Raw genomic sequence first — 10,776 nt, forward strand, 5'->3', positions numbered from 1 at the left:
AAACAGGAGAAGTCGGGCTCTTGGCGAGTAACGGCTTAGGCAGGAGGGCGCGGCTGTGGGACACTCGTTTTTTGATAATCGCTCAAGGAGCACCCCGTGCAGATCGATTTGAACTCTCCGGATGGCTTGACCCTCGAGAACGTGCGCCGGTTGCTGGCCTCGGCCAGTGACAATGTGCATACCCAGCTGCGGGTCACCAAGGGCGGTATCGCCTATTTGTCTTCCGGCGTGGTCGGGGGTACGGATATTGAAGGCCTGTTGTTTCGCCTGGAGACGTGGGCGGCTGGTTCGGGTTATGTGGGAAATGTGGCGGCCAGCGATGAAGTCTGGGTGATGCAGGTTTTCAATGCCTTGAAGCAGAACTGGCCCCATCCCCCGTTTGATTACATCGATGTCTACTGATGACAATCACATCCGGTCACGATTGAATCGGGAAAGCGTCGCGAGTCCTCAGGCAGACTTGCCTGCTTCCTGTGGTGAAGGCAGGGGAGTGGCGTACTTTTGAACCCCGCAGTCTGAATAGCTGTCGCATCAACTCTGTTTATTTTTGAAAAGGAGGTTTTCATGCCTTGCAAGCTCGTGTCATTCGCAACCTTGTCAGCTGTGCTTGCTCTGAGCGGTTGCAGTACTGCCGAGTCGGTCAGCGAGCCAGCAACCGACGAGATGGCCCACGCTCGCTGCGAGTCCAAAGCCGCCGATTTCGTCATCGGCAAGAAGGCCACACCTGAGCTGCTGGAGCAGGCCCGCAAGCGCTCGGGCGCACACAATGCACGGGTTCTGCGCCCCGACGATGTCATGACCCTTGAGTACCGTTCGGATCGTTTGAACCTGAACACCGATGACAACCTGGTGATTACCCGCGTCAATTGCGGCTGAGAGCGTCGGTTTTTTCAAACGCATAAAAAACCCCGTCACATGGACGGGGTTTTTTTAGCTCGCTGAAAACTTACTCAGGGCGAACTTGTGCAGCTTGCATACCCTTTTGGCCTTTCTCAGCCACGAAGGAAACGGTTTGGCCTTCTTTCAGGCTTTTGAAACCGTCGCTTTCGATAGCTTTGAAGTGTACGAACAGGTCGTCACCGCCACCTTGAGGAGTGATGAAGCCGAAGCCTTTTTCATCGTTGAACCATTTAACGGTGCCGGTTTGGCGATTAGACATGGTGTATCTCCAAGAAACATATATTTTCAGTAGTGCTGTGCTGCTCAGGCCAACTGGGCACACCGGGGTATCATAGTCGAAATGTTGGACTTGAAACCCCCCTTGCCGGTTTGTTTGCCAGTCAGTGGCGTTATCTTTGTTGGCATGAAACGCTGAAAGTCCCGGTTTAAAAGGCTTTGCGCGCAAAACTCGAGCTGTAAAAAAAGCTGTAAAACCTGCATAAAATGTACGAAAGGGCGTTTTTATGAGCTTTTTTGTCGACTTTTACTGTGCGTATTTCTCTCTTCTGGATTACTTCTTGGCCTTGTTATCGGCCTTGCAGGCGGTGATTTTCTTCAGGGCCTTCTCTTTCAGTGCATCGCTGGCTTTGTTGTCCATCAATGCTTGGATATCGCTGGCAGGGTACGACTTGATCGCATCGGCCCCGCAAGCACAGTGGGCTTTTGCGGCGGCGACACCAATCTGTGGGGCAGCGGTCTGCGTGCATTGCGCCATGTATTTTTCACGCTCGCCTTTTGGCCAGTCGGCGTGCGCGTTCAGCGGCAGCATAAGGATGAAGGGGGTGATGAAGGCAAAGATACGGTTCAGATGCATGTTGGGATGCTCCTTGTGATCTGTGGGGCTGTTTACTCGGACTCCCGACATCTGAGGTGTCAAGCGCCGTTCAGTTCAGCACTTTTGCACAAAAACCGACGGTTTACTTGCGCGCGCCAGGGCGCGGGCGACCGTTCATCTGTGCTAGCATCCTGCCCTCAGGTTTTCGCCCTCCTCAGGTTTTTTCCATCCTGGCGGCTGAAGAGGCCTGAATCACCCTTTTTGATTTGAACTCCAGTCACTCTGATTCGGTTTTCCGGTTGGCCGCAAGGCTCCTGCCGCTGTAAGGCAGGCGTTCAGCAATGAATGGCCTGAATCGGCTCTTGTACTGGCTCATCCCAACCCACGTGACCTTTGGTAGGGGTCACCACTAGGAGAGGAGGCGCCATGCCAACTATTACTCTTCCCGACGGCAGTCAACGTTCTTTCGATCATCCTGTTTCCGTAGCCGAGGTCGCCGCGTCCATTGGCGCCGGCTTGGCCAAGGCCACAGTGGCCGGCAAGGTCAACGGTAAACTGGTCGACGCCTGCGACATCATCGACAGCGACGTTTCCCTGCAAATCATCACGCCCAAGGATGAAGAGGGGCTGGAGATCATTCGCCACTCTTGCGCCCACTTGATCGGCCACGCAGTCAAGCAACTGTATCCGAGCGCCAAAATGGTGATCGGTCCGGTCATCGACGAAGGCTTCTATTACGACATCGCCTACGAACGTCCTTTTACGCCTGAGGACCTGTCGGCAATCGAGCAGCGTATGCATCAGCTGATCGAAAAAGATTATGACGTCATCAAAAAGGTCACCCCTCGTGCCGAGGTGATCGACGTCTTCACAACGCGTGGCGAGGACTACAAGTTGCGCCTGGTTGAGGACATGCCGGACGAGCAGGCCATGGGCCTTTACTATCACGAAGAATATGTCGACATGTGCCGTGGTCCGCACGTGCCGAACACACGCTTCCTGAAATCGTTCAAATTGACCAAGCTGTCTGGCGCCTACTGGCGCGGCGATGCCAAGAATGAGCAGTTGCAGCGCATCTATGGCACCGCGTGGGCAGATAAGAAGCAATTGGCCGCCTACATCCAACGCATCGAAGAAGCCGAAAAACGCGACCACCGTAAGTTGGGCAAGCGCCTGGGCCTGTTCCATACCCAAGAAGAGGCTCCGGGTATGGTGTTCTGGCACCCGAACGGCTGGACGTTGTATCAAGTGCTTGAGCAGTACATGCGCAAAGTACAGCGAGAAAACGGCTATTTAGAGATCAAGACTCCGCAGGTTGTCGACCGTAGCCTGTGGGAAAAATCCGGGCATTGGGCAAACTACGCCGAAAATATGTTCACCACCGAGTCGGAAAGCCGCGACTACGCGATCAAGCCGATGAACTGCCCGTGCCACGTTCAGGTATTTAACCAGGGTCTGAAAAGCTACCGCGAACTGCCGATGCGCCTGGCCGAATTCGGTGCCTGCCACCGTAACGAACCCTCCGGTGCGCTGCACGGCATCATGCGGGTGCGTGCCTTTACTCAGGATGATGCCCACATCTTCTGCACTGAAGAGCAGATGCAAGCGGAATCCGCAGCTTTCATCAAGCTGACCATGGATGTCTATGCTGACTTCGGTTTTAAAGACATCGAAATGAAGTTGTCTACCCGTCCTGAAAAACGTGTGGGTTCCGATGAGTTGTGGGATCGTGCGGAAACTGCATTGGCTGCGGCCCTTGATAGCGCTGGCTTGCCTTACGATTTGCAGCCGGGTGAAGGTGCCTTCTACGGTCCGAAGATTGAATTCTCGCTCAAAGATTGCCTCGGCCGCGTCTGGCAATGTGGTACCTTGCAGCTCGATTTCAACCTGCCGATTCGTCTGGGAGCCGAATACGTTTCCGAAGACAACAGTCGCAAGCACCCAGTGATGCTGCATCGGGCGATCCTTGGTTCTTTCGAGCGTTTCGTCGGAATCCTGATCGAACACTACGAGGGCGCGTTCCCTGCGTGGCTGGCTCCGACTCAGGCAGTGATTATGAATATCACTGATAAACAGGCAGAATTTGCTGCCGAAGTGGAAAAAACTCTCAACCAAAGCGGATTTCGTGCCAAGTCCGACTTGAGAAATGAAAAGATCGGCTTTAAAATCCGCGAGCATACTTTGCTCAAGGTTCCCTATCTCTTGGTTATCGGAGATCGGGAAGTCGAGATGCAGACTGTCGCTGTGCGTACTCGTGAAGGTGCTGACCTGGGCTCGATGCCCGTCGCCCAGTTCGCCGAGTTCCTCGCTCAAGCGGTTTCCCGGCGTGGTCGCCCAGATTCGGAGTAATTACTATTAAGCGTGAAATGAGACAAGATAAACGAGCTGCACCGAAAGCCCCGATCAACGAGAATATCTCGGCACGCGAGGTTCGGTTAATTGGGGCTGAGGGCGAGCAACTCGGCATTGTCCCGATTGAAGAAGCGCTTCTTAAGGCTGAAGAGGCCAAGCTGGATCTGGTGGAAATTTCCGCCGATGCAGTACCCCCTGTTTGCAAGCTGATGGACTACGGCAAGTCGATCTTCGAAAAGAAGAAGCAGATTGCTGCTGCAAAGAAAAACCAGAAGCAGATTCAAGTAAAAGAAATCAAGTTTCGTCCAGGGACGGAGGAAGGGGATTACCAGGTAAAACTGCGCAACCTGGTACGTTTCCTGAGTGATGGGGACAGGGCCAAGGTATCCTTGCGATTCCGCGGCCGTGAGATGGCCCACCAGGAGCTGGGGATGGAACTCCTCAAGCGGGTTGAAGCTGACCTGCTCGAGTACGGTTCGGTCGAACAGCATCCTAAGATGGAAGGACGCCAGCTGATTATGGTCATCGCCCCGAAAAAGAAGAAGTAATCAACAGGGCACGGCAGGCCTTCTGATTATGTTTATCAACTGAATGCGGAGTATCCGAACATGCCAAAGATGAAGACTAAAAGTGGTGCTGCTAAGCGGTTTCTGAAAACTGCGAACGGTATCAAGCACAAGCACGCTTTCAAGAGCCACATCCTGACCAAAATGTCGACCAAGCGTAAGCGTCAACTGCGCGGTAGCAGCTTGCTGCATCCGTCTGACGTGGCAAAAGTCGAGCGCATGCTGCGCCTTCGTTAATTTTTGGATCAAGAATAGAGGAAGTAACTCATGGCTCGTGTAAAGCGTGGCGTCATTGCCCGTAAGCGTCACAAAAAAATTCTGAAACTTGCTAAAGGCTACTACGGCGCGCGCTCCCGCGTATTCCGTGTTGCCAAGCAAGCGGTAATCAAGGCAGGCCAATACGCCTACCGTGACCGTCGTCAGAAAAAACGTCAGTTCCGCGCTCTGTGGATCGCTCGTATCAACGCTGGTGCTCGTGTTAACGGTCTGTCCTACAGCCGTTTCATCGCTGGCCTGAAAAAAGCGTCCATTGAGATCGACCGTAAGGTTCTGGCTGATCTGGCAGTGAACGAAAAAGCGGCGTTTGCTGCGATTGTCGAGAAAGCTAAAGCCACCTTGGCTTAAGTACCCCCGGCAGTCATCCCGCCTCACCTTTGTGAGGCGGGGTGTAAACGTCATAAATAGGGGAAGAGCCTTCAAGCTCTTCCCCTATTTTGTATCTGGAGTCTGTACATGGAAAACCTGGATGCGCTGGTCGCTCAAGCTCTTGAGGCTGTGCAAGGCGCGAAAGATATCAATGCCCTGGAGCAAATCCGGGTTCACTACCTTGGCAAAAAGGGCGAGTTGACTCAGGTGATGAAGACCCTGGGCAACCTGCCGGCAGAAGAGCGCCCGCAGGTCGGCGCGCTGATTAACGTTGCCAAGGAGCGTGTAACAGAGGTGCTCAATGCGCGTAAGGCGTTGTTCGAGGAGGCCGATCTAGCGGCCAAGCTCGCCGCTGAATCCATTGATGTAACCCTGCCTGGTCGTGGCCAGACCTCAGGTGGTCTGCATCCGGTGACCCGGACTCTGGAGCGTATCGAGCAGTTCTTCACCCACATCGGCTACGGTATCGCCGAAGGCCCTGAGGTCGAAGACGACTACCACAACTTCGAGGCGCTTAACATCCCAGGCCATCACCCGGCTCGGTCGATGCACGACACCTTCTATTTCAATGCGAACATGCTGCTGCGCACTCATACCTCGCCGGTACAGGTCCGCACCATGGAAGCCAATAAGCCGCCGATTCGCATTGTCTGCCCGGGCCGTGTGTATCGCAGTGACTCCGATATCACCCACTCGCCGATGTTCCACCAGGTCGAGGGCTTGTTGGTTGATCGCGATATCAACTTCGCTGACCTCAAAGGCACGATCGAAGAGTTTCTTCGGGTGTTCTTCGAGAAAGAGTTGGCGGTGCGTTTCCGCCCCTCCTACTTCCCGTTCACGGAGCCATCGGCCGAAGTCGATATGGAATGCGTGATGTGCAGCGGTAAAGGCTGCCGTGTCTGCAAGCAGACCGGTTGGCTGGAAGTGATGGGCTGCGGCATGGTTCACCCTAACGTGCTAAGCATGTCGGGGATCGACCCGGAAGAGTTCTCGGGTTTTGCCTTCGGCATGGGCGTTGAGCGCCTGGCGATGCTGCGTTACGGCGTGAACGACTTGCGTCTGTTCTTCGACAACGACTTGCGGTTCCTCGCGCAATTTCGCTAGTCGTAACGAACCTTTAGGAGAGCAGGATGAAATTCAGTGAACAATGGCTGCGTGGCTGGGTAAGCCCGCAGGTGAGTCGCGACGAGCTGGTTGCTCGTTTGTCGATGGCCGGTCTTGAGGTCGATAGCGTGACGCTAGCCGCCGGCGAATTCAGTGGCGTCGTAGTAGGCGAGGTGCTCAGTACCGAGCAGCACCCGGACGCGGACAAGCTGCGTGTTTGCCAGGTCAGCAATGGTGCCGAAACTTTCCAGATCGTTTGTGGTGCGCCCAATGTGCGCCCAGGTTTGAAGATCCCATTTGCCATGATTGGGGCCGAATTACCCGGCGATTTCAAGATCAAGAAAGCCAAGCTGCGCGGTGTTGAGTCCAACGGCATGCTGTGCTCCCAAGCCGAGCTGCAGATTGGTGAAGGCAACGATGGCTTGATGGAGCTTCCGGCTGACGCGCCGGTGGGCCAGGATATTCGTCAATACCTGGGCCTGGACGATGCCAGTATTGAAGTCGATCTGACACCGAACCGTGGCGATTGCTTGTCCCTGGCGGGTTTGGCTCGGGAAGTCGGTGCGCTCTATGCCGTCGAAGTTCGCCGTCCAGCAGTGCCGAGTGTTCCTGCAGTACACGACGAAGTGCGCGCCATCGAGGTGTTGGCGCCTACAGCGTGCCCACGTTATCTAGGGCGTGTGATTCGTAATGTAGATCTGTCCAAGCCTACGCCGCTATGGATGGTCGAGCGCTTGCGTCGGGGCGATGTTCGTAGCATCGATGCCGCTGTCGATATCACCAACTATGTGATGTTGGAGCTAGGGCAGCCTTTGCACGCCTTCGATCTTGCCGAAATCAACGGTGGCATTCGTGTGCGAATGGCTGAAGAGGGTGAGAAGCTGGTCTTGCTCGATGGCCAGGAAGTGAGTCTGCGCAGTGACACGTTGGTCATTGCTGACCACGCACGAGCATTGGCTATTGCCGGAATCATGGGTGGTGAGCACAGTGGTGTGTCTTGCGCTACACGGGACGTATTCCTGGAAAGTGCATTCTTCGACCAGATCGCGGTGGCTGGCAAGGCGCGTTCTTATGGTCTGCATACAGATGCTTCGCATCGCTATGAGCGTGGTGTGGATTGGAAACTGGCCCGCGAAGCGATGGAGCGCGCCACTGGCTTGCTTCTGGAAATCGTCGGCGGCGAAGCGGGGCCGATCATCGAGGCGGTCAGCGACCAGCACTTGCCGTCCATTGCGCCGATTACATTGCGTGCCCAGCGCATCACCCAAATGCTAGGGATGGAAATGGACTCCGCCCAAGTCGAGCGTCTGCTTGGGGCTTTGGGCCTGGGCATCACGGCGGAGGGAGAAGGGCAGTGGCGGGTCGAAGTGCCGAGTCATCGTTTTGACATTAGCCTCGAAGTCGATCTGATCGAAGAGCTGGCCCGTCTGTATGGCTATAACCGTTTGCCTGTGCGCTATCCGCAGGCTCGTCTGGCGCCACAGGCCAAAGCCGAGGCGCGTAGCGATCTTCCAGAACTGCGGCGGCTGTTGGTAGCTCGTGGGTATCAAGAGGCGATTACCTACAGTTTCATCGACCCAAAACAGTTTGAGTTGTTCAACCCAGGCGTCGAGCCACTTCTGTTGGCCAACCCAATCTCCAATGACATGGCAGCCATGCGCTCTTCACTTTGGCCGGGTCTAGTCAAGGCACTTGAGCACAACCTCAATCGCCAGCAGGATCGCGTTCGCTTGTTTGAGAGCGGCCTACGTTTCGTCGGGCAGTTGGAAGGTCTGAAGCAAGAGCCAATGCTATCGGGTGTTGTTTGCGGTAGCCGCTTGCCTGAGGGTTGGGCACAAGGTCGCGATACCGTGGACTTTTTCGACGTCAAGGCTGACGTAGAGGCGGTACTGGGCTTTGGTGGGGCGTTGGATGCTTTCAGCTTCGTGCCGGGTAAGCATCCGGCATTGCATCCCGGTCAAACTGCGCGTATTGAGCGTGACGGTCGCGAAGTAGGCTATGTGGGTGCGATTCATCCTGAATTATCCAAAACACTTGGCCTGGACCGTCCGGTTTTCGTTTTTGAGTTGGTGTTGGCTGAGGTAGCGCAGGGGAAAATGCCCAAGTTCTGCGAACTCTCGCGCTTTCCGGAAGTGCGCCGTGACCTGGCTTTGCTGGCCGATCAGGAGGTTGCAGCCAGTGCCGTGCTGGATGTGATTCGTGAGAACGCAGGCGAGTGGCTGACAGAGCTCAGGCTGTTTGACGTGTATCAGGGTAAAGGCATTGATCCGCATAGAAAAAGCCTTGCGGTTGGCTTGACCTGGCAGCATCCATCGCGCACTCTTAACGACGATGAGGTGAACAGCACGACACAGAACATCCTCACCTCGCTCGAACAAAGGTTGAACGCCACGTTAAGGAAGTGACGTATGGGGGCTCTGACGAAAGCTGAAATGGCGGAACGTCTGTATGAAGAGCTGGGCCTGAATAAACGAGAGGCCAAGGAATTGGTCGAACTCTTCTTTGAAGAGATCAGGCACGCTCTTGAAGACAACGAACAGGTAAAGTTGTCCGGTTTCGGTAACTTCGACCTTCGGGATAAGCGCCAGCGGCCTGGCCGCAATCCGAAAACGGGCGAAGAAATCCCGATCACGGCTCGCCGTGTAGTCACCTTTCGTCCAGGGCAGAAGTTGAAGGCCCGAGTTGAGGCTTATGCTGGAACCAAGTCATAACGACGAGCTCCCCGTCATACCCGGCAAACGCTACTTCACCATTGGTGAAGTCAGCGAGCTATGTGCGGTAAAACCGCATGTGCTGCGTTACTGGGAGCAAGAGTTTCCTCAGCTCAACCCGGTCAAGCGTCGCGGAAATCGTCGGTATTATCAGCGCCAGGATGTACTGATGATCCGACAGATCCGCGCGTTGCTGTACGATCAAGGATTCACTATCGGCGGGGCGCGGTTGCGCTTATCCGGTGATGAAGCCAAAGATGACACCACGCAGTACAAACAGTTGATCCGGCAGATGATCTCCGAGTTGGAAGATGTGCTGGTGGTTCTGAGAAAATAATTCAGGCTTTTAAAATACTTCCATATTTCAAAAGCTTGCGGTATATTCGTCATCACTTCCTTAAGAAGTGAAACAAGTAACACGCCTAGTCGGGGCGTAGCGCAGTCCGGTAGCGCACTAGCATGGGGTGCTAGGGGTCGAGTGTTCGAATCACTCCGTCCCGACCATATTTTTTCGATGACTTAGGCCAATGTTCACAGCATTGGCCTTTTTCATGCGCGTGACATTTGCGTGACTTCTCGCTTTTTCATGTCTGCCTCCTCTTCAAGATTGTCAGCACAGGCCCACGCGAATCGGTTGCTGATACCATATTGTTCAGAATCACCAGGCGTTCATCGCCGTTCTTTATCCCCGCCTTGTCACTTCGCCCGCCGAATCCGGCAGGTATCAGGAACACGCTGGCGTTCAACTCTGGCACCCGTATCTCTCAATCCCATCGCAATTTACAGACTTCCTGCTCCCGGCAACCCGTGTTCACCTTATGGAGGGCCATCCTCAATAGGTGGTCGGGCAGCTCGGGGAACAATATCGCCTGCTCTTCCCACGACATCGGGTAGGGATTACCGCTCGACTTCTTCTCCTCAAGCATCGAGATCATCGGCACGCTCTCCAGCCACGGCCGCTTTTCAGCATCGCGCCACTTGCGGTGGTACAGGTTCAATATCCTGACAACTCGCTGCAGGGCGATGTTGACTGTCCTGTTCGATACGCCCGGCTTGACCTTCCCCTGTGCCGTGTTGGTCGGCTTTTACCGGTCCCGTACAAATTGCGCCAGGGCCCCATCATCAATGTGCGTTACCGGCAGATCGCCGATATACGGGTCAAGCTGCTCGATTTGCGAGGCAGAAAGGCCGATTGATGGCCGATCCTTGAACTCCGCCAGGAACCTGGTGGTAGCTGCGCGCCAGGTTCGCACCTCGCGCACGCCGTAGATTTTTTCCTGCCGCAGCTTTTCCAGCCGGTGAATCAGGTACTGCTCCGCTTCCTCCCTTTCGCTTGCTCCAGTGCTTTCTTGAAGTCGGCTACCTCTGACGACTTTGTCGATGTGCCAAATCCCGTTCCTCTGGTAGAGGCCCGACATTGTTTTTCGCGCCATTGTTTTCATAGGAGCGTTAATGCGCCGATGGAGCGTGTGTTTCGGAGCCTGAAGACTGAATGGATACAGACCCTGGGCTACAGAACTGCTCAAGAAGCCCAGCGCGATATCAGCTGTTTCTTGATGCATCGGTACAACTGGATTAGGCCGCACCAATTCAACAACGTAATGGCCCCAGCTCAGGCCGAGAAAAAACTCAACGTCGTGTTCGGGATTAGTTAATCACTACAACTTGACCTTCCCATTGTGGA

At 54.8% G+C, this 10,776-nt stretch carries 12 protein-coding genes, 1 tRNA gene and 2 pseudogenes; 12 read left to right on the top strand and 3 right to left on the bottom strand.

The genetic code is table 11. The features are described 5' to 3' along the window. The first annotated feature begins 96 nt into the window (after nt 1-96). Nucleotides 97-402 (top strand): hypothetical protein, encoded by a 306-nt coding sequence (locus AC19YR_RS14910; protein ID WP_095110503.1) that lies wholly within the window; start codon nt 97-99, stop codon nt 400-402. 162 nt (nt 403-564) lie between these two features. Then, complete coding sequence (locus AC19YR_RS14915) at nt 565-876, top strand: I78 family peptidase inhibitor (RefSeq protein ID WP_095110504.1); 312 nt, start codon at nt 565-567, stop codon at nt 874-876. Between the two features lie 70 nt (nt 877-946). Here the strand turns inward: AC19YR_RS14915 and AC19YR_RS14920 are convergent, their stop codons facing one another. Both AC19YR_RS14920 and AC19YR_RS14925 read right to left on the bottom strand, forming a co-directional pair. After that, nucleotides 947-1,159 (bottom strand): cold-shock protein, encoded by a 213-nt coding sequence (locus AC19YR_RS14920; protein WP_003179963.1) that lies wholly within the window; start codon nt 1,157-1,159, stop codon nt 947-949. A 291-nt stretch (nt 1,160-1,450) separates the two neighbouring features. Continuing rightward, nucleotides 1,451-1,753 carry a hypothetical protein gene (locus AC19YR_RS14925; RefSeq protein ID WP_500599046.1) on the bottom strand — a complete coding sequence of 101 codons (303 nt, stop codon included), beginning with the start codon at nt 1,751-1,753 and terminating at the stop codon, nt 1,451-1,453. Between the two features lie 387 nt (nt 1,754-2,140). Here AC19YR_RS14925 and thrS point away from each other — a divergent pair, with 387 nt between their 5' ends. The 9 genes from thrS to AC19YR_RS14970 all read left to right on the top strand — a co-directional run bounded on the left by thrS (nt 2,141) and on the right by AC19YR_RS14970 (nt 9,596). After that, a complete protein-coding gene (thrS, locus tag AC19YR_RS14930) occupies nt 2,141-4,063 on the top strand; it encodes a threonine--tRNA ligase (RefSeq protein WP_095110506.1) in 1,923 nt (640 codons plus the stop codon). Further along, nucleotides 4,063-4,614, top strand: coding sequence for a translation initiation factor IF-3 (infC, locus tag AC19YR_RS14935; RefSeq protein WP_176465155.1), 552 nt, complete (start codon nt 4,063-4,065; stop codon nt 4,612-4,614). The genes thrS and infC overlap by 1 nt, the downstream gene beginning before the upstream one ends. 60 nt (nt 4,615-4,674) lie before the next feature. After that, nucleotides 4,675-4,869, top strand: a complete 195-nt coding sequence (rpmI, locus tag AC19YR_RS14940) for a 50S ribosomal protein L35 (RefSeq protein ID WP_002553160.1) — start codon at nt 4,675-4,677, stop codon at nt 4,867-4,869. Between the two features lie 30 nt (nt 4,870-4,899). Next, the gene (rplT, locus tag AC19YR_RS14945) at nt 4,900-5,256 is read left to right on the top strand and encodes a 50S ribosomal protein L20 (protein ID WP_002553161.1); all 357 of its coding nucleotides are present in this window, start codon (nt 4,900-4,902) and stop codon (nt 5,254-5,256) included. Between the two features lie 108 nt (nt 5,257-5,364). After that, entirely contained in the window at nt 5,365-6,381 is a 1,017-nt protein-coding gene (gene pheS, locus AC19YR_RS14950) for a phenylalanine--tRNA ligase subunit alpha (protein WP_500599049.1), read from the top strand. Between the two features lie 26 nt (nt 6,382-6,407). Further along, nucleotides 6,408-8,786, top strand: a complete 2,379-nt coding sequence (pheT, locus tag AC19YR_RS14955; protein ID WP_500599050.1) for a phenylalanine--tRNA ligase subunit beta — start codon at nt 6,408-6,410, stop codon at nt 8,784-8,786. A 3-nt stretch (nt 8,787-8,789) separates the two neighbouring features. Continuing rightward, entirely contained in the window at nt 8,790-9,092 is a 303-nt protein-coding gene (gene ihfA / locus AC19YR_RS14960) for an integration host factor subunit alpha (protein WP_002553164.1), read from the top strand. Beyond that, entirely contained in the window at nt 9,073-9,429 is a 357-nt protein-coding gene (locus AC19YR_RS14965) for a MerR family transcriptional regulator (protein ID WP_095110510.1), read from the top strand. The genes ihfA and AC19YR_RS14965 overlap by 20 nt, the downstream gene beginning before the upstream one ends. Nucleotides 9,430-9,519: 90 nt before the next feature. After that, nucleotides 9,520-9,596, top strand: a tRNA-Pro gene (locus tag AC19YR_RS14970). Between the two features lie 131 nt (nt 9,597-9,727). On the opposite strand, the pseudogene AC19YR_RS14975 reads toward AC19YR_RS14970, so the two are convergent. Continuing rightward, nucleotides 9,728-10,525, bottom strand: a pseudogene (locus tag AC19YR_RS14975) (tyrosine-type recombinase/integrase); the annotation flags it as partial. Nucleotides 10,526-10,543: 18 nt separating this feature from the next. Here AC19YR_RS14975 and AC19YR_RS14980 point away from each other — a divergent pair. Beyond that, a pseudogene (locus AC19YR_RS14980) lies at nt 10,544-10,747 on the top strand (integrase core domain-containing protein); the annotation flags it as partial. Nucleotides 10,748-10,776: the final 29 nt, after the last annotated feature.

Source organism: Pseudomonas sp. MF08817 (assembly GCF_059862705.1).

Coding starts and splice junctions, on each gene's coding strand:
- pheS (WP_500599049.1), top strand. CDS start 5,365: ATGGAAAACCTGGATGCGCTGGTCGCTCAAGCTCTTGAGGCTGTGCAA.
- AC19YR_RS14925 (WP_500599046.1), bottom strand. CDS start 1,753: ATGCATCTGAACCGTATCTTTGCCTTCATCACCCCCTTCATCCTTATG.
- AC19YR_RS14965 (WP_095110510.1), top strand. CDS start 9,073: ATGCTGGAACCAAGTCATAACGACGAGCTCCCCGTCATACCCGGCAAA.
- thrS (WP_095110506.1), top strand. CDS start 2,141: ATGCCAACTATTACTCTTCCCGACGGCAGTCAACGTTCTTTCGATCAT.
- rplT (WP_002553161.1), top strand. CDS start 4,900: ATGGCTCGTGTAAAGCGTGGCGTCATTGCCCGTAAGCGTCACAAAAAA.
- AC19YR_RS14915 (WP_095110504.1), top strand. CDS start 565: ATGCCTTGCAAGCTCGTGTCATTCGCAACCTTGTCAGCTGTGCTTGCT.
- pheT (WP_500599050.1), top strand. CDS start 6,408: ATGAAATTCAGTGAACAATGGCTGCGTGGCTGGGTAAGCCCGCAGGTG.
- rpmI (WP_002553160.1), top strand. CDS start 4,675: ATGCCAAAGATGAAGACTAAAAGTGGTGCTGCTAAGCGGTTTCTGAAA.
- AC19YR_RS14920 (WP_003179963.1), bottom strand. CDS start 1,159: ATGTCTAATCGCCAAACCGGCACCGTTAAATGGTTCAACGATGAAAAA.
- ihfA (WP_002553164.1), top strand. CDS start 8,790: ATGGGGGCTCTGACGAAAGCTGAAATGGCGGAACGTCTGTATGAAGAG.